This is a genomic window from Lysobacter sp. F60174L2 (assembly GCF_052547135.1).
Genome location: NZ_JBQWRA010000002.1, coordinates 35615 through 56852 on the forward strand (window position 1 = coordinate 35615; position 21238 = coordinate 56852).

Below are 21238 nucleotides of genomic sequence, written 5' to 3' on the forward strand. Positions count from 1 at the left end.
CCCCACACCCGTCAGGAACCGCCCATGTCACACGCACCGCAACTCCGCATCGCCGCCACCTACATGCGCGGAGGAACCAGCAAGGGCGTGTTCTTCCGCCTGCAGGACCTGCCCGTTGCCGCGCAGGTGCCGGGCTCGGCGCGCGATGGGTTGCTGATGCGGGTGATCGGTTCGCCCGATCCCTACGGCAAGCACACCGACGGCATGGGCGGGGCGACGTCGAGCACCAGCAAGTGCGTGATCATTTCCGAAGCGAGCGTGCCCGACCACGACGTCGACTATCTCTACGGCCAGGTCTCGATCGACACGGCGTTCGTCGACTGGAGCGGCAACTGCGGCAACCTGAGCGCGGCGGTCGGTCCGTTCGCGATCAGCGCCGGGCTGGTGGACGCCAGCCGGGTGCCGCGCGACGGCATCGCCACCGTGCGGATCTGGCAGGCCAACATCGGCAAGACCATCGTCGCCCATGTGCCGATGACCGGCGGACAGGTGCAGGAGACCGGTGACTTCGAACTCGACGGCGTGACCTTCCCGGCGGCGGAGATCCAACTGGAGTTCCTCGACCCGGCCGACGAAGGGGAGGGTGATGACGCGGCAAACGGCATCTTCCCGACCGGCAACCTGGTCGACGACCTCGACGTGCCGGGCATCGGCTCGTTCAGGGCCACGATGATCAACGCCGGCATCCCGACCATCTTCCTCAACGCAGCCGACCTGGGATACAACGGCGCCGAGTTGCAGGACGCGATCAACGGCGACCCGCAGGCGCTCGCGCGTTTCGAGACGATCCGCGCGCACGGCGCGGTGCGCATGGGCCTGATCGACCGCGTCGAACAGGCCGCCACCCGGCAGCACACCCCGAAGGTCGCCTTCGTCGCGCCACCGGCCGAACACGTCACCTCCAGTGGGAAGCGCATCGCCGCCGGCGACGTGGACCTGCTGGTGCGCGCGCTGTCGATGGGCAAGCTGCACCACGCGATGATGGGCACCGCCGCAGTCGCGATCGGCACCGCCGCATCGATCCCGGGCACTCTGGTGCATGCGGCGGCCGGCGGCGGCCAGCGCGACGCGGTGCGTTTCGGGCACCCGTCGGGCACCTTGCGGGTCGGCGCGCAGGCGGTGCAGGTCGACGGTCAATGGACGGTCACCAAGGCGGTGATGAGCCGCAGCGCGCGCGTGCTGATGGAGGGCGCGGTACGCGTCCCGGCGGAGACGCTGCAGGACGCGTGACGCCGCGAGGCAGGGCGCGTTACGGCGGGTGAAGGCTCCGGCGGAGGCCCCGCGGCAGAATGGCCGGGCCTTCCATCCGGAGGATGTGTCATGGACACGTTCGACCAGCGCTCAAGCGCCCGTCCCGATCCCGACCCGCCGATGCTCGACGTCGCCCGCTACGTGGCCGACTACACCGTCGATTCCCGCGAGGCTTTCGACACCGCCCGCTACATGCTGCTGGACTCGCTGGCCTGCGCGGCGCTGGCGATGGACCACGCCGAATGCGTCAAGCACCTCGGTCCGCTGGTGCCCGGCGCGGACATGAAGGGTGGGGCACGCGTGCCGTTCACCACGCATGAACTCGATCCTGTCCAGGCCGCCTACAACATCGGCGTGCAGATCCGCTGGCTCGACTTCAACGACACCTGGCTGGCGGCCGAATGGGGCCATCCGTCCGACAACCTCGGCGCGATCCTCGCCGTGGCCGACTACCTGGGGCGCAAGGCGGAGGCGGAAGGCGGCAAGACCCTCACCGTCCGCGACGTGCTCGGCTACGCGATCAAGGCCCACGAGATCCAGGGTTGCTACGCGCTGAAGAATTCGTTCAACCGGGTCGGCCTCGACCACGTGATCCTGGTCTGCCTGGCCTCGACCGCCGTCGCCACCCACATGTTCGGTGGCGACGAGGAGGCGATCTGGACCGCCGTCTCGCACAGCTGGATCGACAACGGCGTGCTACGCACCTACCGCCACGCCCCCAACACCGGGCCGCGCAAGAGCTGGGCCGCCGGCGACGCCTGCCGCCGCGCGGTCACCCATGCGCTGAACGCCGTGAAGGGCGTGGTCGGCTACCCGAGCGCGCTGAGCGTGCCGACCTGGGGCTTCTACGACATCGCCTTCGACGGCAGGCCGTTCGAGTTCGAGCGGCCCTTCGGCAGCTACGTGATGGAGAACATCCTGTTCAAGATCAGCTATCCGGCCGAGTTCCACGCCCAGACCGCGGTCGAGTGCGCGATGCGTCTTCACGCCGAAGTGAAGGACCGCCTCGACGACATCGAGCGGGTCGAACTGCAGACCCAGCAAGCCGGCGTGCGCATCATCGACAAGACCGGCCCGCTGGCCAACTACGCCGACCGCGACCATTGCCTGCAGTACATGGTCGCCGTGCCATTGATCTTCGGCCGCCTGACGGCCGACGACTACACCGACGCGGTCGCTGCCGACCCGCGCATCGATGCCTTGCGCCGGAAGATGGTCGTCAGCGAGAACCCGCAATTCACCAGGGACTATTTCGATCCGGCGAAGCGCTATATCGGCAACTCGGTGCAGGTGTTCTTCAATGACGGCAGCAGCACCGGGAAGGTTTCGGTGGACTATCCCATCGGCCATCGCAAGCGCCGGGAGGAGGGTATTCCGGTACTGATGGACAAATTCGAAAAGGCGGTCGGGACCCGGTTGCCGGCAGCGAATGCCGAACGGCTGCTCCAGCTCGCCGCCCGCCCCGACCAGCTGGAGTCGATGCCGGTCACCAACCTTCTCGGCCTGCTCCAGGTCTGAACGAAGTTTGAGGGCCCTGACGGTTCAGCGGAACTTCTCCGGAATGTTAGATGCCCGTTAACATTGCCTTCACGTCCGCAAATCTAACCTCCCCACCGATGGCGTCGTACAGGCGGCCGTCTAGAACGGTAAGGAACCTCGCAGACGCGGTTTCCAATTTTGATGAACAAGGAGATACAGGATGAATAAGAAGCTCCTCTGTGCCGCCCTGCTGGGTGGCCTGAGTCTGGTCGGTACCGCCAGCGCGCAGGATTTCGATGACCGCTGGTATGTCACCGGCACCGCCGGCATGAATATCCAGGACAACAACCGCGATACCCGCAATGCTCCGTTTGCGGCGATCGGCGTTGGCAAGTTCCTCAACCAGAACTGGTCGCTCGACGGCGAACTGAACTACCAGAATCCGCAGGTCGACCGCAATCAGGACCTGAACTGGAGCCAGTACGGTATCTCGTTCGACCTGCGTCGCCACTTCATCACCGAGGGCCGCAACTGGAACCCGTATGCGTTGATGGGCCTGGGTTACCAGCGCCACGAGGAAGAGTTCGACAACTTCCCGAGCCCGGATTCCCCCGGCGAGCGTGAAGGCGGCGACATCGCCGGCAAGCTCGGCTTCGGTGTCCAGGGCGATGTCGGTCGCGTTGCGATCCGCACCGAGCTGGCCTACCGCATCGATGCCGATGACGACAGCGTCGGCGCGTTCATGACCGACGACGTGCCGCGCGACGACGGTGCCGACTGGTTCGGCGACGTGCTGGCCTCGGTCGGCGTGGTCGTGCCGCTGGGTCCGGAGCCGCAGGCCCCGGTCGCCCCGGCCCCGGTCGCCCCGAGCTGCGCGGACCTGGACGACGACGGCGACGGCGTCAACAACTGCGACGACAAGTGCCCGGGTTCGCAGGCCGGCCAGACCATCGGTCCGGACGGTTGCCCGGTTCCGGTCTCCATCGACCTGAAGGGCGTGAACTTCGACTTCGACAAGTCGACCCTGCGTCCGGACGCGGTGGCGATCCTGAGCGAGGCGGTGCAGATCCTGCAGCGTTACCCCGACCTGAAGGTCGAGGTGGCGGGCCACACCGACTCGAAGGGCACCGACGCCTACAACCAGTCGCTGTCGGAGCGTCGCGCCACTGCGGTGTACGACTACCTGACCAGCAACGGCATCGACGCCTCGCGCATGGTCGGCCCGAACGGTTACGGCGAGAGCCGCCCGATCGCGCCGAACACCAACCCGGATGGTTCGGACAATCCGGAAGGCCGCGCGCAGAACCGTCGCACCGAGTTGAACGTGCAGAACTAAGGCACGTCGCAATCGCGGATGGCCCTCCTGGGCCATCCGAAGATGCAAACAGTAGTACTTCGAAGCCCGGCCCAGTGCCGGGCTTCGGCTTTATTGGACATACTGGATGTGTATGATCGGCGCGTCTGCGGCCACGGGATTTCCACCGCGGCCGCCGGTTGTTGCAGGCAACTATTCATTTCTCCACTCGAAGGAATCCGATATGAAGATCCGCTTGTTGAGCACCGCCTTGCTGGCGGGTTTGGCGTTCGCCTCGGCGGCCAGCGCGCAGGAGTTCGATGACCGCTGGTACCTCACCGGCACCGCCGGCATGAATATCCAGGACAACGCGCGCGAAACCCGCAATGCGCCGTTTGGCGCGATCGGCGTCGGCCGGTTCATCAGCCCGGCGTGGTCGGTCGATGGCGAGTTGAATTACCAGAACCCGCAGGCCGACGCCAACCAGGACCTCAACTGGAGCCAGTATGGCGCTTCGCTGGACCTGCGCCGTCACTTCATCGCCGAGGGCCGCAGCTGGAACCCGTACGCGTTGATGGGCCTGGGCTTCCAGCGTTCGGAAGAGGAGTTCGATGCGTTCCCGAGCCCCGACTCGCCGGGCGAGCGCAAGGACGGCAACATGGCGGCCAAACTCGGCTTCGGCCTGCAGGGTGACGTGGGTCGCGTCGCCATCCGTACCGAACTGGCCTACCGCGCGAGTTTTGACGACCAGAGCTTCCGCGCTCCCGAGGAAGACTGGTTCGGCGATGTGCTGGCCTCGGTCGGCGTCGTGGTCCCGCTGGGGCCGGAAAACGTGGTCGCTCCGCCCCCGCCGCCGCCGGCTGCGCCGAGCTGCGCGGACCTGGATGACGACGGTGACGGCGTCAACAACTGCGACGACAAGTGCCCGGGTTCGCAGGCCGGCCAGACCATCGGTCCGGACGGTTGCCCGGTTCCGGTCTCCATCGACCTGAAGGGCGTGAACTTCGACTTCGACAAGTCGACCCTGCGTCCGGACGCGGTGGCGATCCTGAGCGAGGCGGTGCAGATCCTGCAGCGTTACCCCGACCTGAAGGTCGAGGTGGCGGGCCACACCGACTCGAAGGGCACCGACGCCTACAACCAGTCGCTGTCGGAGCGTCGCGCCACTGCGGTGTACGACTACCTGACCAGCAACGGCATCGACGCCTCGCGCATGGTCGGCCCGAACGGTTACGGCGAGAGCCGCCCGATCGCGCCGAACACCAACCCGGATGGTTCGGACAATCCGGAAGGCCGCGCGCAGAACCGTCGCACCGAGTTGAACGTGCAGAACTAAGCACGTCGCAACCACGGATGGCCCTCCTGGGCCATCCGAAGGGGCAAACAGAAGTACCCGGAAGCCCGGCCCAGCGCCGGGCTTTTTCTTTGTCGCCAATATCCCCCTCGACAGCGGCGGGTCAGCTTGGGCGTACAAGGCTTCCTCTATACTGCGGAACGCTTTCCACGAGATCCCGCGCCATGGCATACATCAGGAAGTTCGCGGTTGCCTCCAGTGTCCTGCTGCTTGTTTCCACCGCTTGCGCGGCCACCGGCAAGGCGCAGGACACGCCGACACCAGCGACCGATGCGCCGCCCGCGCCGGTGACCGCCGTGCCCGGCCAGGCCGCGACCGTCCCGGTGCAGGACACCATCCGGATGCCTGACGGCGAGGTGTTGCCGATCCCGGGGTCCGGAACCGTGGCGGGCGATACCGCGCCGGCCGCCTATGTTCCGCGCACCGAGCACGACAACACGCCGTGGCGCTTCAACATGCAGCAGGAAGGGCAGAGCATGTCCGCCGACAAGTTCGACGAATGGATGAAGTCGAAAGGCGTGCGCGTGGCCACCGGCAAGCCTGCCACGCCGCTGGTGCAGAACTGCCCGACCCCGGAAGGCGACAAGGGTGACAACGATGGCGATGGCATCATCAATTGCCTCGATCTGTGCCCGGCCTCGGAGGCCGGCCAGACCATCGGTCCGGACGGCTGCCCGGTGCCCGTGTCGATCGACCTGAAGGGCGTGACGTTCGGTTACGACAAGGCCAGTCTGGAAGCCGATGCCAAGGCCGTGCTGAGCGAGGCCCTGGAAATCCTGCAGCGCTACCCGGACCTGAAGGTCGAGGTTGCCGGCCATACCGACTCGCGGGGCGATGCGAAGTACAACCAGGCGTTGTCGGAGCGTCGGGCCAAGGCCGTCTACGACTACCTGGTCGAGAACGGGATCGACAAGGCGCGCCTGATCGGACCGGTCGGTTTCGGCGAGATGCGTCCGCTGGTGCCGAACCAGAAGCCGGACGGCTCGGATGATCCGGAGGGTCGTGCCAAGAACCGTCGCACGGAGCTGAACATCCAGAACTGACGGATCGTTCCCGTTACTGCCGCCCCGCGGCGCCCGAAGCCCGGCCACGTGTCGGGCTTCGCGTTTCTGCGCATTCCGTCGCATTCACTGGATCGATGGCATCGCATTGCGGTCGGATGCGGCAAAAAATCGTCACGGAATGTGAGCGCGCGCACCCCTTTCCTGGCCCGCCTGCCTACACTTGCCATCACGTCGCGGGGTGAAGACGACGTGACGGGATCCAACACAATCAAGGGGAGCTGGACATGGGGAAGTTCGTGGTTTCAATGGTGCTGGCGCTGTTGTGCGCCGGCGTGGCGTCGGCGGCCGAGCCGGTTCCGGCAAATGCGGTCACCGAAGCGGCGGCAACCGGGGCGGCGGCTGCGGATGCGGCGAACTACAAGCCCAAGACCGAGCACGACAACACGCCGTGGCGCTTCAACATGGAGCAGGGCGGCAAGCGCATGTCGGCCGATCAGTTCGACGCGTGGATGAAGTCGAAGGGCGTGCGCGTAGCGAAGGGCGCACCTGCCGCGCCGGCGGCTGCCCAGGAGGCATCGGCGTCGACGGATACCGCGGCGGCACCGGAAGCGCAGGCGGCAAAGTAAAGAAGCACGGCGGCGCCGGAAAGGCGCCGCCGGGGCCGACGGCTTTTGGCCGGCGGCTTTTGAAGCCCGCCCGCGGCCCGGGCGGGCTTCCGCCGTTTCAGGCTTTCAACACGCCGAGTTCGCGGCCGATCCGGGTGAATGCATCGATCGCCCGGTCGAGCTGCTCGCGCGTGTGCGCCGCGCTGATCTGGGTGCGGATGCGGGCCTGGCCCTGCGGCACCACCGGGAAGAAGAAGCCGATCGCGTAGATCCCTTCCTCCAGCAGCCGCTCGGCGAATTTCTGCGCCAGCGGCGCGTCGTACAGCATCACCGGGCTGATCGGGTGGGTGCCGGGCTTGATGTCGAAGCCGGCCGCGGTCATGCGCTCGCGGAAGTAGGTGGTGTTGTCGGCCAGTTGCCGGCGCAGGTCGCCGGCGGCGGCCAGCATCTCGAACGCCTTGATCCCGGCCGCGACCACGTGCGGCGGCAGCGAGTTGGAGAACAGATAGGGCCGCGAACGCTGGCGCAGCAGTTCGATGACCTCGCTCGAGGCGGTGGTGAAGCCGCCGACCGCGCCGCCCATCGCCTTGCCGAGGGTGCCGGTGAAGATATCGATCCTGTCCATCACGCCGCGGGCCTCGGCGGAGCCGCGGCCGGTCGCGCCGATGAAGCCGGTCGCGTGGCACTCGTCGATGTGCACCAGCGCGCCGTACTTCTTCGCCAGCGCGGTGATCTCGTCGAGCGGGGCGATGAAACCGTCCATCGAGAACACGCCGTCGGAGGTGATCAGCTTGGTCCTGCAGCCGGCGGCGTCGGCGGCCTGCAGCTGCTTTTCCAGGTCGGCCATGTCGCAGTTGGCGTAACGGAAGCGCTTGGCCTTGCACAGGCGCACGCCGTCGATGATCGACGCGTGGTTGAGCGCGTCGGAGATGATCGCGTCGTCCTCGCCGAGCAGCGGCTCGAACAGGCCGCCGTTGGCGTCGAAGCAGGCGGCGTAGAGGATCGTGTCCTCGGTGCCGAAGAACGATGCGATGGTCTGCTCGAGCTGCTTGTGCAGGTCCTGGGTGCCGCAGATGAAGCGCACCGAGGCCATGCCGAAGCCGTGGGTGTCGAGCGCGTCCTTGGCGGCGGCGATGATGTCCGGGTGGTCGGCCAGGCCGAGGTAGTTGTTGGCGCAGAAGTTCAGCACCGTGCGGCCGTCGTCGAGGGTGATCTCGGCCGACTGCGGGCTGGTGATGATGCGCTCGGACTTGAACAGGCCGGCATCGCGGATGGAGTCGAGTTCTTCGGTGTAGCGATTGGTCAGAGACATGGCGGGTCCTTGAAACAGGGTTGCCGTAGGAGCGACGTGAGTCGCGAACGCGCAGAAAATCGATGGGTCGGTGGGTCGCGACTTACGTCGCTCCTACAACGAAGCGGTGTCCAACGAAGCGATGCCCGACGAGCCGTGCCCGACGAGCCGTGCCCGGCGAAACAACGCCGGATCAATTCCAGCTCAGCACGATCTTGCCGGCCTTGCCCGCTTCCATCAGGTCGAAGCCCTGCTGGAACTCCTCGACCGGCAACTGGTGGGTCAGCACCTTGCCCAGCGGGAAGCCGCCCAGCACCAGCTGGGTCATCTTGTACCAGGTCTCGTACATCTTCCGGCCGTAGATGCCGTGCAGCACCAGGCCCTTGAAGATGATCTTGTCCCAGTCGACGCCGGCGCCCTTGGGCATGATGCCGAGCATCGCGATCCTGCCGCCGTGGTACATGCAATCGAGCATGTCGTTGAACGCGCGGGGGTTGCCGCTCATCTCCAGGCCGACGTCGAAGCCCTCCATGTGCAGGTCGGCCATCACGTCCTTGAGCGAGGTGTTGGCGACGTTGACCACCCGGGTCGCGCCCATGTCGGCGGCCAGCTTGAGGCGGTAGTCGTTGACGTCGGTGACCACCACGTTGCGCGCGCCGATGTGCTTGCAGATGCCGGCGGCAATGATGCCGATCGGGCCGGCGCCGGTGATCAGCACGTCCTCGCCGACCACGTCGAACTCCAGCGCGCAGTGCGCGGCGTTGCCGTAGGGATCGAAGAACGCGGCCAGCTCGCTCGGGATCTGGTCCGGGATCGGCCACAGGTTGGTTGCCGGCATGACGATGTACTCGGCGAACGCGCCATTGCGGTTGACGCCGATGCCGACCGTGTTCGGGCACAGGTGCTGGCGCCCGCCGCGGCAGTTGCGGCAGTGGCCGCAGACGATGTGGCCCTCGGCGCTCACACGCTGGCCGACCTTGTAGCCGGTCACGCCCGGGCCGACCTCGACGATGCGGCCGACGAATTCGTGGCCGATCACCAGGCCCGGCTGGATCGTGCGCTGGCTCCATTCGTCCCAAAGGTAGATGTGCAGGTCGGTGCCGCAGATCGCGGTCTTCTCGAGCTTGATCAGCACCTCGTTGGCGCCCGGCGCGGGCACCGGCACCTCTTCCATCCAGATGCCCTTGGTCGCTTCGCGCTTGACCAGCGCCTTCATCATCGTTTGGGTCATGGTTCGCTCTTGGATTGCCACGTGCCGCGTGCGGCAGGCGGGGCGCGCCGATGGCGCCGGAATTGACCAGGAATTATACGCGGCGACCCATGCCGCCACCGTGACCGGCTCCGTGCTGCCCGGCACCGCGGTGCGCGGCGTAAACTCGGGCTTTCGACCTTCTTTCAGGGTGACGGCAATGCGTTATTCGGTACTGGCGGTGGCAATCGCGATGGCGGGCTTCGTGGGGGCGGCGACTGCGGGTGAGGGCATGTGGGTGCCGCAGCAATTGCCGGAGATCGCCGGTCCACTGAAGAAGGCCGGCCTGGAACTGCCGCCGGAGCAACTGGCCGACCTCACCGGCGACCCGATGGGCGCGGTGGTATCGCTCGGTGGCTGCACCGCCAGCTTCGTTTCGCCGCAGGGCCTGGTGGTCACCAACCACCACTGCGCGTACGGCGCGATCCAGCTCAATTCCACCCCCGAGAACAACCTGATCGACAAGGGTTTCAACGCCCCGACCCAGGCCGACGAGGTCTCGGCCGGCCCGAACGCGCGCATCTATGCGCTCGACTCGATCGAGGACGTCACCGCCAAGGTCCGCGCCGCAATCGAGGCCGCGCCCGATGCGCTCGGCCGCAGCCATGCACTGGAAGCGATCGAGAAGCAATTGGTCGCCGATTGCGAGACCGACGAGGGTTACCGCTGCCGGTTCTACAGCTTCGCCGGCGGCAACACCTACCGGCTGTTCAGGAACCTCGAGATCAAGGACGTGCGCCTTGTCCACGCGCCGCCCAACAGCGTTGGCAGCTACGGCGGCGACATCGACAACTGGATGTGGCCGCGCCACACCGGCGATTTCTCGTTCTATCGCGCCTATGTCGGACCCGACGGCAAGCCTGCGCCGTATGCCGAAGGCAACGTGCCATACCAGCCCGAACACTGGCTCAAGCTGGCGTCGCAGCCGCTGGAAACAGGCGATTTCGTGATGGTCGCCGGCTACCCCGGCCGCACCGCCCGCTACGCGCTGGCCGCCGAGTTCGATGAGACCGCGCAGTGGACCTACCCGACCGTCAAGGCGCACTACGAGAACCTGGCCGGGCTGGTCGAGGCAGCCGGTGCCAAGGACGAGGACATCGAGGTCAAGTACGCCAGCACCATCCGCGGCTGGCAGAACGCGATGAAGAACTACGGCGGCCAGCTGGAAGGTTTCGAACGGATCGACGCAAGCAAGGCCAAGCACGACGAGGAAGCCGCGGTGCTGGCATGGCTGCGCGGGCAGGGTGCCGACGGTGAGGCCGCGCTGGCCGCCCACGCCCGGTTGCTCGAACTCCAGGAAGCCGACAGCGCCACCCGCGAACGCGACCTGGTGCTCGGCCAGTTGCGCCGCACCGGCACGATCGGCGCCGCCACCAGCCTCTACCGCCTCGCGATCGAGAAGGCCAGGCCCGATGCCGAGCGCGAGCCGGGCTACCAGCAGCGCGACCTGCCCGGCTTCGAGGGCGCGATGCGGCAGATGGACAAGCGCTACGCCGCGGCGATGGACCGGCAGCTGCAGGAATACTGGCTGCGTGAGTACGTGAAGCTGCCGCAGTCGCAGCGGGTCGAGGCGATCGACGCCTGGCTCGGCGGTGACGACGAGGCCGCGGTGCAGGCCGCGCTGGACAAGCTGGCCGGCACCGACCTTGGCGCGCTCGACACCCGCCTGGCACTGCTGCAGGCCGACCGTGCCGCGTTCGAGGCCAGCGACGACCCGGCGCTGCAGTTCGCGGTCGCGGTCATGCCGACCCTGCTGGAGCTGGAAGAGCAGGCCGAGACCCGCGCCGGCGACGCCCTGCTGGCGCGCCCGGTGTACCTGCAGGCCGTGGCCGACTACAAGGCCAGCCAGGGCGAGTCGGTCTACCCCGACGCCAATTCCTCGCTGCGCATCACCTTCGGCAACGTGCAGGGCTACACCCGCCCCGACGGCGTGCGCCTGCCGCCGTTCACCACGCTGGAGCAGGTCGCCGCCAAGCACACCGGCGAGGCGCCGTTCGACGCACCGCAGGCGCTGCTCGATGCGGTCGAGGCGAAGAGCTACGGCGGCCTTGCCAGCGAGGAACTCGGCACCGTGCCGGTCAACTTCATGGCCGACCTCGACATCACCGGTGGCAACTCCGGTTCGCCGGTGATGAACGCGCGCGGTGAACTGGTCGGGCTGGTGTTCGACATGAACTGGGAGAGCGTGGCGTCGAACTGGGTCTTCAACCCGGAACTGACCCGGGTGATCGCGGTCGACGCGCGCTACATGCGCTGGATCATGCAGGAGGTCTTCCCGGCGCCGCAGGTGCTGGAGGAGCTCGGCGTGCCGGAGCAGAAGTAAGGCATGAAGATCATCCTTGCGCGTCACGGTGAAACCTCGTGGAACGCCGCGGGCCGCTACCAGGGCCAGGCCGACATCCCGCTGTCGCCGGTGGGCGAGGCGCAGGCCCGTGCCCTCGGCGAGCGGCTGCGCGAGGTGCCGGTCACCCGCGCGGTCGCCTCGCCGCTGGGTCGTGCCCGCCAGACCGCCGGGTTCGCGCTCGGCGAACGCCGCGCGATGCTGTCGACCGATCCCGGGCTGATGGAAATCGCCCACGGCACCTGGGAGGGGCTGCTCGCCAGCGAGATCGGCGAGCGCGACCCCGAACGCCTGCGGGCCTGGCGCGACACGCCGCATGAAGTGCTGATGCCCGAAGGTGAATCGTTGCAGCACGTGTTCGACCGCGCCTGGCCCGCGCTGGCGCGTGCTGCCGATGGGCTCGGTGACGACGACACCCTGCTGGTGGTCGCGCACGACGCGGTCAACCGCGTGCTGCTGTGCCACGTGCTCGGCATCCCGCTCGCGCGGCTGTGGACCTTCCGCCAGGCGCCGACCACCTTGAACCTGCTGGAAGGCCTCACGGTCGACCGGCTGGAGGTGGTTCGCCTCAACGATTGCAGCCACCACACCGCATTGTTCGGCGAGGCCGTGCACCGCGCGCTGTAAGCGGGGATCATTGCGGTCCCCGCGCACCGGTTTTCCCGCATGACCCTGGACCAGTGGCTTGTCCGCATCGAGCGCCAGCACCCCAAGTCGATCGACATGGGGCTCGATCGCGTGCGTGAAGTGGCCGGCCGGCTTGGACTGGACCGGCCGGCACGACACGTCATCGCAGTCGGTGGCACCAACGGCAAGGGCTCGACGGTCGCCTTCATCGAGGCGATCGCGCGCGAGGCCGGCTGGCGCGTCGGTGCCTATACCTCGCCGCATCTGCTGGCCTACAACGAGCGGGTGCGCGTGGATGGCCAAGACGCCTCCGACGCCGCGCTGGTCGAGGCGTTCGAGGCGATCGAAGCGGCGCGCGGCGACACCACGCTGACCTATTTCGAGTACGGCACGCTGGCGGCGCTGTGGCTGTTCGCGCGTGCCGGGCTCGACCTGGCGATCCTGGAGATCGGCCTCGGCGGGCGGCTCGACGCCACCAACATCGTCGATTCCGATGTCGCCGTGATCACCACCGTCGACCTCGACCACCAGGACTATCTCGGCGACAACCGCGAGGCCATCGGTTTCGAGAAGGCCGGGATCGCGCGCAGTTGGAAACCGCTGGTGCTCGGCGACGACGATCCGCCGTCGAGCGTGCTGCGGCATGCCTATGCGATCGGCGCGTCGGCACTGCGGATCGGTTGCGATTTCTTCATCGGCGCTGCGCCGGGCGAAGCCGCTCAGGAGTTGCCCGCCGACGGTCACTGGCGCTGGCGCGAAACCGGCTTCCAGCTCGATCTGCCCCTGCCGAAACTCGCCGTGCCGGCACAGCTGCGTAACGCGGCGGTCGCGGTCGCCGCACTGCGCGCGCTGGACCGTCCGCTGGACGACGATGCGATCGGTCGTGGCATCGCCGCCGCCGACATCCCCGGGCGGCTGCAACGTTTCCAGCGCGGCGGCGTGGACGTGCTGGTCGACGTCGGCCACAACCCCCAGGCCGCGCGCGAACTGGCGGCCTGGCTGCAGGCCAAGCCGGTAACCGGCGCCACGCACGCGGTGTATGCGGCGCTGGGCGACAAGGACGTGGCGGGCGTCGTTGCCGCGCTGGCCTCCGTCGTCGACCGGTGGCACCTCGCCGGGTTGCCCGACCAGGCCCCGCGCGGCATCGATGTGGAGCGGTTCGCCGAGCGTCTCGCCGGGACCGCGGCCGCGACCGCAACCCGACATGCCGACGTTGCCCAGGCGCTGGCGGCGGTATGCGCACAGGCGCGCGACGGCGACCGCATCCTGGTGTTCGGCTCGTTCCACACCGCGGCGGCGGCCTTGCGCTGGCTGGCTTGAGCACCGCCCGCGCCAACGCCTGAACAGACCGCCGGTGCAGGCCGGTGGCGTCGTGGCGCGGGGGTATAATTCGCGGGCACTTTCGCCGAGGCATGCGAGATCCGATGGAACCCGCCCTGAAACAGCGCCTGATCGGTGCCGCCGTGCTCGTCGCGATCGCGGTGATCTTCCTGCCGATGCTGATCAAGGGGCCGGCCCCGGAAAGCGGCGTCTCCGACGTGCCGCTGGACCTGCCCGAGCCGCCCGGTGGCGAATTCGAGACTCGTGAACTGCCGCTGGTGACACCGGGCGCGACGCCAGGCGGCAGCGTGACCGGCCTGGGCGGCGCCGATGCCGATCCCGTCGAGGGCGGCGAACTGCCCACCGTCGATACGCGTACCGCCAACGACGGCATGATGCCGGCGACCACCGCCGGTGGTGGCTATGCGGTCAGTTTCGGCAGCTACGCCAGCGCCGACGACGCCGCGCGCGTGGTCAACGCCCTGCGCGATTCGCAACTGGCGGGCTACCAGGAAACCACCGCGGTCGACGGACGCACCCTGTACCGGGTGCGCGTCGGGCCGTTCGACTCGCGCGCGACCGCCGAGACCGCACGCCTGCGCGCGGCCCACGTGCGCGACGATGTCGGCTCCCGGGTGGTGGCGCTGGACGCGGCCGCCGCCGAGGACGACGCCAACGCCACCGCATCGGTATCCACGCCCGCGCCGGCGCCCCGAACCGAGGTGTCGGAGCCGACACCGTTGCCCGAAGACAAGCCCGCCGCCTCGCCGGTCGCGAGCAAGCCGGCCGAAACGAAGCCCGCCAAGCCTGTCGCCGAAGGCAGGCCCGCCGCAGCCGAACCCGTGGCGACCACGCCGAAGCCTGCCGCGGCCGGCGTCGGCTTCGCGGTGCAACTGGGCGCCTTCAGCAAGGCCGCCGATGCCAATGCCCTGCGCGACCGGGCGCGCGCCGCCGGGCTCAGTGCGTTCGTCGAACAGGTCAATACCGACAAGGGGCCGCTCAGCCGGGTCCAGGTGGGGCCGGTGGTCGATCGTCCGGCCGCCGAGCGGCTGAAGGCGCAGGCTGCGGTCAAGCTCGGCATCAACGGCTTCGTCCATTCGCACCCGTGAGGCGTGACGCGTTTTCGCGATGAGTGCAGTCGACTGGGTCCTGCTGGCGGTCGTGGGCGTGTCGGCCCTGCTGGGGCTGATGCGCGGCTTCGTCGGTGTGCTCGCGTCGCTGACGGCGTGGGTTCTGGCGGGCTGGGCGGCGTTCCGGTTTGGCGCGCAGGTCGCGCTGGTGCTCGCCAGCGATGGCGAGCCCGGACCGGGACAGCTGCTGGCCGGCTACGGGTTGAGTTTTCTGGTGGTGCTGCTGGCGGTCGGCCTGGTGGGCTGGCTGGTGCGCAAGCTGGTGCATTCGGTAGGCCTGTCCGGGCTGGACCGGTTGCTCGGGCTCCTGCTCGGGTTCGCGCGCGGTGCGCTGGTCGCTTGCCTGCTTGTGCTGCTGATGGGCTTGACCGGGCTGCCGCGGACGCCGGAATGGCGCGCCTCGCCGGTGGTGCCGGTGTTCGCGCCGGGTGCGCAATGGATGCAGGGCTGGTTGCCGGAGTGGGTATCCGCCCGGGTCGACCTGCGCGGCGACTCCACCCGGCCGGCGCTGGTTTCGGCGGGGCTGATGTCGCCGGAGCTGATGTCGGGGGAGACGCTGCCGCCTGGAACGGCCCCCTCCGGGGCGGAGATCGTTCTCCCGGCACCGGTGGACATGTCGCTGGAGGTCGCCGCCGGCATCGCGCGTGAACTCAGTGGCAAGCAGGCGGCCCCGCAACGGATGCAAGACCCCGCGCCACCCCTGCAGCAACCCCGGGCGCAGCCCCGGCAACAACCCCTGCAACAACCCCTGCAACAACCCCTGCAACAACCCCAACCAGGATCCTGACCATGTGCGGCATCATCGGTATCGTCGGCCACAACGACGTCGCGGCCCAGCTCTATGACGCCCTCACAGTGCTGCAGCATCGCGGCCAGGACGCGGCCGGTATCGCCACCGCCGACGATGGCCGGCGGCTGATGGTGCACAAGGGCAACGGGCTGGTCAGCGAAGTGTTCGACGCGCCCGCGATGCGCCTGCTGCGCGGCCAGATCGGCATCGGCCATTGCCGTTATCCGACGGCGGGAAGCGAGGGCAACGACGAAGCCCAGCCGTTCTACGTCAACTCGCCGTTCGGCATCGCGCTGGCGCACAACGGCAACCTGATCAACACCGACGCGCTGCGCCGCGAGGTGTTCGAGCAGGACCGCCGCAACGTCAATACCGAGTCGGACTCGGAAGTGCTGCTCAATGTCTTCGCGCATGAGCTCGACACCCGCGCGCTGACACCGGACACCGCGTTCAAGGCGGTCGAGGGCGTGTACCGCCGTTGCGTCGGCGGCTACGCGGTGGTCGCCACGGTGCTCGGCCTCGGGCTGGTGGCGTTTCGGGATCCCAACGGCATCCGGCCGCTGGTGCTGGGCAAGCGCAGCAGCCCGGCCGGGGACGAATACGCGGTGGCGTCGGAGTCGGTGGCGTTCGACCTGACCGGGTTCGAGCGCGTGCGCGATGTCGGCCCGGGCGAGGCGGTGGTGATCACCGCCGACGGCGAGCTGCACACCCGCCAGTGCGTGCCGGCCGGCAAGCACACCCCGTGCATGTTCGAGTACGTGTACTTCGCCCGTCCCGATTCGATGATCGACGACATCTCGGTGCACAAGGCGCGCATGCGTATGGGCCAGACCCTGGGCGAGAAGATCCTGCGGCTGCGGCCGGACCACGACATCGACACCGTGATCCCGATCCCCGACTCCTCGCGCGACGCCGCGCTGGAAGTGGCCAACGTGCTCGACGTGAAGTACCGCGAGGGCTTCATCAAGAACCGCTACGTCGGCCGCACCTTCATCATGCCGGGGCAGGGCCAGCGCGCGAAGTCGGTGCGGCGCAAGCTCAACCCGATCCCGCTGGAGTTCCGCAACCGGGTGGTGCTGCTGGTCGACGACTCGATCGTGCGCGGCACGACCTCGAAACAGATCGTGCAGATGGCGCGCGAGGCCGGCGCGCGCAAGGTGTACCTCGCCTCGGCCGCGCCGCCGGTGCGGCACCCGAACATCTACGGCATCGACATGCCGATCGCCGACGAGCTGATCGCCTACAACCGCACCGAGGAAGAGGTGCAGGAACTGCTCGGTTGCGACTGGCTGATCTACCAGGATCTCGAGGACCTGGAACACGCGGTGTCGGGACCGAAGCACCGGCTGGAGCACTTCGACTCCTCGTGCTTCAACGGCGACTACGTGACCGGCACCGAGGAAGACTACTTCGAGCGGATCAAGCGCCTGCGCTCCGACGACGCCAAGAGCACCCGCCGGGCATCCTGACCGCTGGTGCCTTTGTAGGAGCGACGTAAGTTGCGATTTCACTGACAACCGGTTTCGCCGTGAAATCGCGACTCACGTCGCTCCTACACAAGGCCATTCTTCCGCAGCGGGAACGCATCGCTGCCGCCCGCAGCGCAGGAGTCGCATCATGCCCCCATCCCTGTTCGCCATCGCCCGCGGCTGCCTCGACGCCGCGACACCCGAAGCCAAGGTCGCGGCGACCTTCGCCGCCGGCGAGTCATTCGCACGCGGCGAGTGCACGATCCCGTCCGACGCGACGCCACCCGAGCCGATCCGCATGCCCGGCCGTCCCGCGCGCCCCCGACTGGTGGCGCCGCGCGACCTGCCCAAACGTGGCTTCGGAACCGACGAAGGGCGCGCCGCCTTCATCCACGCGATCGCCCACATCGAGTTCAACGCGATCGACCTGGCCTGGGATGCCGTCTACCGCTTTCGCGGGTTGCCGGACCGGTTCTATTCGGACTGGGTCGGTGTCGCGGTCGACGAGGCGCGGCATTTCAGCCTGCTGCGCGAACGTCTGAGAGAACTCGGCCACGACTATGGCGATTTCGATGCCCACAACGGTCTGTGGGAGATGGCCGAGAAGACCGCGCACGACGGCCTCGCCCGCATGGCGCTGGTGCCGCGGGTCCTGGAAGCGCGCGGGCTGGATGTGACGCCGGGGATGATCGCCAGGCTGCAAGGCGTTGGCGATGAGGCCACGGTGGCGATCCTCGAACTGATCCTGCGCGAGGAAGTCGCACACGTCGCCGCCGGCTCGCACTGGTTCCGCTGGTACTGCGAGCGCGCCGGTGTCGAGCCGGGTCCGAAGTTCCGCGAGCTGCTGGGCGAATACGCGAGATCGGTGCTGTACGGCCCGTTCAACCTGCAGGCCCGCAGCGAGGCCGGATTCGATGACGGGGAACTGGCGATGCTCGAGGCCTTCATCGCGAATTGATGGGTTCTCACCGGAAGGTACCGGTCGCACACAAACCCATGTAGGAGCGACGTAAGTCGCGATCGCACGGCGATCCCGGGCATCAGTGAAATCGCGACTTACGTCGCTCCTACAACGAAGGACACCGCGACCGGGCACGCCGGCCCGCTTTAAAGCGAAGACAGCTCCGCGCCCGCAGCATCCACCCGCAGCACCGAGCCCTGCTCATACCAATCGCCCAGAACCGTCCGGGTGCGGGTATGCCCAGCCAAGTCCAGTTCATGCACCGCCGGCCGATGCGTATGGCCGTGGATCATCGTGTCGATGCCAAACTGCGCAAACGTCGCCGCGACCGTCGCCGGCGCGACGTCGGTGATCGATTCCATCGTCCCTTGGCCCTGCAACCCCTGCTGATGCGCCTTGCTCGCCGCGCGGGCCTGCTGGGCGAACGCCAGTCGCGCCGCCAGCGGTTGGGCCAGGAACTGCGCCTGCCACGCCGGGTTGCGGGTCTGCGCGCGGAACTGCTGGTAGGCGACGTCGTCGGTGCACAGGGTGTCGCCATGCAGCAGCAGGGTGGGGTGGCCGTACAGCATCACCACGCTCGGATCGGCCAGCACCGCCATGCCGGCGCGGCGTGCGTAGTCCTCGCCGAGCAGGAAGTCGCGGTTGCCGCGGATGAAGTACGCAGGCGTGCCGGCATCGACCACCGCGCGCAGTTCGCGGGCGACGAAGGCCCCGGTTTCGGACGGGTCGTCATCGCCGACCCAGGCCTCGAACAGGTCGCCGAGGATGTACAGCGCGTCGGCGCCGGCGGCCTCCTCGCGCAGGAAGCGGCCGAACAGTTCGGTGATCGCCGGACGCTCGGCGTCCAGGTGCAGGTCGGAGATGAAAAGCGTGGTCATCGCGGCATTGTAAAGGCGCGCGCGGCAAAGCCTCCCCAAGTGTAGGAGCGACGTAAGTCGCGATTTCACGGCGAATCCGGATATCAGTGAAATCGCGACTTACGTCGCTCCTACAGCCCGGGGGGATTTCCACGCCATGCCACCGGGCCACGCAGCATCCCCGCAACCGCTAAAATCGTGCGGTCCCCACCCCGAGTCGCCCCATGACCTGCCGTACCCGCTTCGCCCCCAGTCCCACCGGTTACCTGCACATCGGCGGCGCCCGCACCGCGCTGTACTGCTGGCTGGAGGCGCGCCGTCGCGGCGGCCAGTTCATCCTGCGGATCGAGGACACCGACCGCGAGCGCAGCACCCAGGCCGCGATCGACGCGATCCTGCAGGCGATGGAATGGCTCGGCCTCGACTATGACGAAGGCCCGCTCTACCAGACCCAGCGGCTCGATCGCTACCGCGAGGTCGCCGAGCAACTGGTCGCGTCCGGCCACGCCTACTACGCCTACGAGACCCGCGAGGAACTCGACGCGATGCGCGAGGCGGCGATGGCGGCGAACGAGAAGCCGCGCTACAACGGCGCCTACCGCGACCGCGACGCGGGCTACCGCGACGATCCCAACCGGGTGATCCGCCTGAAGAACCCGCTCGACGGCGTGGTCGCCTGGGACGACAAGGTCAAGGGCCGGATCGAGATCGCGAACAGCGAACTCGACGACCTGGTGATCTTCCGCCCCGACGGCTATGCGACCTACAACTTCGCGGTGGTGGTCGACGACCTCGACATGGGCATCACCGACGTCGTCCGCGGCGACGACCACGTCAACAACACCCCGCGCCAGATCAACATCTACAAGGCGCTGATTCAGAGCGGCGTGCCTGCCGAAGTCCCGCACTTCGCCCACCTGCCGATGATCCTCGACCCGGAGGGCGCCAAGCTGTCCAAGCGCACCGGCGCGGCCGACGTCATGCAGTACCGCGACGCCGGCTACCTGCCGCACGCGTTGCTGAACTACCTGGTGCGGCTGGGCTGGTCGCACGGCGACCAGGAGATCTTCTCGATCGACGAGATGAAGTCGCTGTTCGACCTCAAGGACGTCAACGCCAAGGCATCGCGGCTCGACCCGGCCAAGCTCGGCTGGCTCAACCAGCAGTACCTCAAGGCCGATGATCCGGTCGAAGTCGGCAGGCACCTCGAATGGCACCTGCGCGATGCCGGTTACGACCTCGCCACCGGCCCCGCCCCGGCCGACATCGTCATCGCCCTGCGCGACCGCGTGCAGACCCTCAAGGAAATGGCCGAGCGCGCCGCGGTCTGGTTCGGCCCGCTTACCGAGTACGACGAAGCAGCCGTCGCCAAGCACCTCAAGCCGGCCGCCCGTGCGCCGCTGGCCGATGCGCGCGAACGCCTCGCCGCGCTGGGCGAGTGGAGCGCCGAGGCGGTCGGTGCCGCGCTGCACGAAACCGCCGCGGCTCTGGAGCTGGGCATGGGCAAGGTCGCCCAGCCGATGCGCGTCGCGATCACCGGCACCCAGGTCAGCCCCGACATCTCGCACACCGTCTACCTGGCCGGGCAGGCCGAGGCGTTGCGGCGGATCGATGCGGCGCTTGCAAAAGTGCCCGCCGAGGCCTAGATCAGGGACATGGCCCACGACCACGACTGCATCGACCCGCAGCACCACGTCCACGACGGCGATGCCTTCGTGCGCGAGGTCGAGCGCGTGTGCAAGCAGCGTGGCCTGCGGCTGACCCCGATCCGCGCCAATGCCCTGCGCCTGATCGCCGAAGCGGAGCGACCGGTCAAGGCCTACGAACTGCTCGACCTGATGAAGGCGACCCACGACGCCGCCGCGCCGCCGACGGTGTACCGCGCGCTCGAGTTCCTGCTCGAGCACGGGTTCATCCACAAGCTGGCCTCGATCAACGCCTTCGTCGGCTGCCACCATCCCGGCGGCGAGCAGCACGCGGTGCCGTTCCTGATCTGCGACAACTGCCATACGGCGGTGGAACTGGAGGACGAGCAGATCGTCGAGTCGCTCGACGCCCGCGCCCGCGCGCTGGGCTTCGTGCCGCAGGCGCAGACGCTGGAAGTGCACGGGTTGTGCGCCGATTGCGCGAAGGCGGCGGCCGGCGCCGGTCCCGGTCCGATGTAGGAGCGACGTAAGTCGCGATTTCACTGCTGCATCGGTATCTCGTGCTGAGCG

Annotated in this window: 17 protein-coding genes and 1 pseudogene; 15 read left to right on the forward strand and 3 right to left on the reverse strand. The window is 68.1% G+C overall.

Features of this window, described 5'->3' with window-relative positions; all coding sequences use genetic code 11:
* Window positions 1-24: 24 nt before the first annotated feature.
* The 6 genes and pseudogenes from prpF to ACT9AS_RS05215 all read left to right on the forward strand — a co-directional run bounded on the left by prpF (window position 25) and on the right by ACT9AS_RS05215 (window position 7008).
* Window positions 25-1230: a 2-methylaconitate cis-trans isomerase PrpF gene (gene prpF / locus ACT9AS_RS05190; RefSeq protein ID WP_445099074.1), complete on the forward strand. Its 1206-nt coding sequence runs from the start codon at window positions 25-27 to the stop codon at window positions 1228-1230.
* Window positions 1231-1320: 90 nt separating this feature from the next.
* Window positions 1321-2769 (forward strand): bifunctional 2-methylcitrate dehydratase/aconitate hydratase, encoded by a 1449-nt coding sequence (locus ACT9AS_RS05195; protein WP_445099075.1) that lies wholly within the window; start codon window positions 1321-1323, stop codon window positions 2767-2769.
* 181 nt (window positions 2770-2950) lie between these two features.
* Window positions 2951-4066, forward strand: coding sequence for an OmpA family protein (locus tag ACT9AS_RS05200; protein ID WP_445099076.1), 1116 nt, complete (start codon window positions 2951-2953; stop codon window positions 4064-4066).
* A gap of 202 nt (window positions 4067-4268) precedes the next feature.
* A complete protein-coding gene (locus ACT9AS_RS05205) occupies window positions 4269-5360 on the forward strand; it encodes an OmpA family protein (RefSeq protein WP_445099077.1) in 1092 nt (363 codons plus the stop codon).
* 488 nt (window positions 5361-5848) lie between these two features.
* A pseudogene (locus ACT9AS_RS05210) lies at window positions 5849-6421 on the forward strand (OmpA family protein); the annotation flags it as partial.
* A gap of 245 nt (window positions 6422-6666) precedes the next feature.
* Window positions 6667-7008 (forward strand): hypothetical protein, encoded by a 342-nt coding sequence (locus tag ACT9AS_RS05215; protein WP_445099078.1) that lies wholly within the window; start codon window positions 6667-6669, stop codon window positions 7006-7008.
* Between the two features lie 97 nt (window positions 7009-7105).
* On the opposite strand, the gene kbl is transcribed toward ACT9AS_RS05215, so the two are convergent.
* Window positions 7106-8299: a glycine C-acetyltransferase gene (kbl, locus tag ACT9AS_RS05220; protein ID WP_445099079.1), complete on the reverse strand. Its 1194-nt coding sequence runs from the start codon at window positions 8297-8299 to the stop codon at window positions 7106-7108.
* A 172-nt stretch (window positions 8300-8471) separates the two neighbouring features.
* Window positions 8472-9509, reverse strand: a complete 1038-nt coding sequence (gene tdh / locus ACT9AS_RS05225; protein WP_445099080.1) for an L-threonine 3-dehydrogenase — start codon at window positions 9507-9509, stop codon at window positions 8472-8474.
* A 178-nt stretch (window positions 9510-9687) separates the two neighbouring features.
* Here tdh and ACT9AS_RS05230 point away from each other — a divergent pair, with 178 nt between their 5' ends.
* From ACT9AS_RS05230 to ACT9AS_RS05260, 7 genes are all read left to right on the forward strand, one after another.
* Entirely contained in the window at window positions 9688-11850 is a 2163-nt protein-coding gene (locus ACT9AS_RS05230; protein ID WP_445099081.1) for a S46 family peptidase, read from the forward strand.
* Between the two features lie 3 nt (window positions 11851-11853).
* Window positions 11854-12495, forward strand: a complete 642-nt coding sequence (locus tag ACT9AS_RS05235) for a histidine phosphatase family protein (RefSeq protein ID WP_445099082.1) — start codon at window positions 11854-11856, stop codon at window positions 12493-12495.
* A gap of 39 nt (window positions 12496-12534) precedes the next feature.
* Window positions 12535-13815: a bifunctional tetrahydrofolate synthase/dihydrofolate synthase gene (folC, locus tag ACT9AS_RS05240; protein ID WP_445099083.1), complete on the forward strand. Its 1281-nt coding sequence runs from the start codon at window positions 12535-12537 to the stop codon at window positions 13813-13815.
* A gap of 104 nt (window positions 13816-13919) precedes the next feature.
* Window positions 13920-14924, forward strand: a complete 1005-nt coding sequence (locus tag ACT9AS_RS05245; protein WP_445099084.1) for an SPOR domain-containing protein — start codon at window positions 13920-13922, stop codon at window positions 14922-14924.
* Window positions 14925-14943: 19 nt separating this feature from the next.
* Window positions 14944-15732 carry a CvpA family protein gene (locus ACT9AS_RS05250; protein ID WP_445099085.1) on the forward strand — a complete coding sequence of 263 codons (789 nt, stop codon included), beginning with the start codon at window positions 14944-14946 and terminating at the stop codon, window positions 15730-15732.
* Between the two features lie 2 nt (window positions 15733-15734).
* Window positions 15735-17204 (forward strand): amidophosphoribosyltransferase, encoded by a 1470-nt coding sequence (gene purF, locus ACT9AS_RS05255; protein ID WP_445099086.1) that lies wholly within the window; start codon window positions 15735-15737, stop codon window positions 17202-17204.
* Window positions 17205-17352: 148 nt separating this feature from the next.
* Entirely contained in the window at window positions 17353-18162 is an 810-nt protein-coding gene (locus ACT9AS_RS05260; protein WP_445099087.1) for a DUF455 family protein, read from the forward strand.
* 149 nt (window positions 18163-18311) lie between these two features.
* Here the strand turns inward: ACT9AS_RS05260 and lpxH are convergent, their stop codons facing one another.
* Window positions 18312-19043: a UDP-2,3-diacylglucosamine diphosphatase gene (gene lpxH, locus ACT9AS_RS05265; protein ID WP_445099088.1), complete on the reverse strand. Its 732-nt coding sequence runs from the start codon at window positions 19041-19043 to the stop codon at window positions 18312-18314.
* A 203-nt stretch (window positions 19044-19246) separates the two neighbouring features.
* On the opposite strand from lpxH, the gene gltX reads away from it, so the two are divergent.
* Complete coding sequence (gltX, locus tag ACT9AS_RS05270; protein WP_445099089.1) at window positions 19247-20668, forward strand: glutamate--tRNA ligase; 1422 nt, start codon at window positions 19247-19249, stop codon at window positions 20666-20668.
* A 9-nt stretch (window positions 20669-20677) separates the two neighbouring features.
* Window positions 20678-21187, forward strand: coding sequence for a transcriptional repressor (locus tag ACT9AS_RS05275; protein ID WP_445099090.1), 510 nt, complete (start codon window positions 20678-20680; stop codon window positions 21185-21187).
* Window positions 21188-21238 lie beyond the last annotated feature (51 nt).

Excerpts from the sequence above, each read along its gene's own strand:
- lpxH (WP_445099088.1), bottom strand. The coding sequence starts at position 19,043 with ATGACCACGCTTTTCATCTCCGACCTGCACCTGGACGCCGAGCGTCCG.
- kbl (WP_445099079.1), bottom strand. The coding sequence starts at position 8,299 with ATGTCTCTGACCAATCGCTACACCGAAGAACTCGACTCCATCCGCGAT.
- purF (WP_445099086.1), top strand. The coding sequence starts at position 15,735 with ATGTGCGGCATCATCGGTATCGTCGGCCACAACGACGTCGCGGCCCAG.
- ACT9AS_RS05230 (WP_445099081.1), top strand. The coding sequence starts at position 9,688 with ATGCGTTATTCGGTACTGGCGGTGGCAATCGCGATGGCGGGCTTCGTG.
- ACT9AS_RS05260 (WP_445099087.1), top strand. The coding sequence starts at position 17,353 with ATGCCCCCATCCCTGTTCGCCATCGCCCGCGGCTGCCTCGACGCCGCG.
- ACT9AS_RS05250 (WP_445099085.1), top strand. The coding sequence starts at position 14,944 with ATGAGTGCAGTCGACTGGGTCCTGCTGGCGGTCGTGGGCGTGTCGGCC.
- ACT9AS_RS05215 (WP_445099078.1), top strand. The coding sequence starts at position 6,667 with ATGGGGAAGTTCGTGGTTTCAATGGTGCTGGCGCTGTTGTGCGCCGGC.
- ACT9AS_RS05275 (WP_445099090.1), top strand. The coding sequence starts at position 20,678 with ATGGCCCACGACCACGACTGCATCGACCCGCAGCACCACGTCCACGAC.
- ACT9AS_RS05195 (WP_445099075.1), top strand. The coding sequence starts at position 1,321 with ATGGACACGTTCGACCAGCGCTCAAGCGCCCGTCCCGATCCCGACCCG.
- folC (WP_445099083.1), top strand. The coding sequence starts at position 12,535 with ATGACCCTGGACCAGTGGCTTGTCCGCATCGAGCGCCAGCACCCCAAG.
- gltX (WP_445099089.1), top strand. The coding sequence starts at position 19,247 with ATGACCTGCCGTACCCGCTTCGCCCCCAGTCCCACCGGTTACCTGCAC.
- prpF (WP_445099074.1), top strand. The coding sequence starts at position 25 with ATGTCACACGCACCGCAACTCCGCATCGCCGCCACCTACATGCGCGGA.
- ACT9AS_RS05245 (WP_445099084.1), top strand. The coding sequence starts at position 13,920 with ATGGAACCCGCCCTGAAACAGCGCCTGATCGGTGCCGCCGTGCTCGTC.
- ACT9AS_RS05200 (WP_445099076.1), top strand. The coding sequence starts at position 2,951 with ATGAATAAGAAGCTCCTCTGTGCCGCCCTGCTGGGTGGCCTGAGTCTG.
- ACT9AS_RS05205 (WP_445099077.1), top strand. The coding sequence starts at position 4,269 with ATGAAGATCCGCTTGTTGAGCACCGCCTTGCTGGCGGGTTTGGCGTTC.
- ACT9AS_RS05235 (WP_445099082.1), top strand. The coding sequence starts at position 11,854 with ATGAAGATCATCCTTGCGCGTCACGGTGAAACCTCGTGGAACGCCGCG.
- tdh (WP_445099080.1), bottom strand. The coding sequence starts at position 9,509 with ATGACCCAAACGATGATGAAGGCGCTGGTCAAGCGCGAAGCGACCAAG.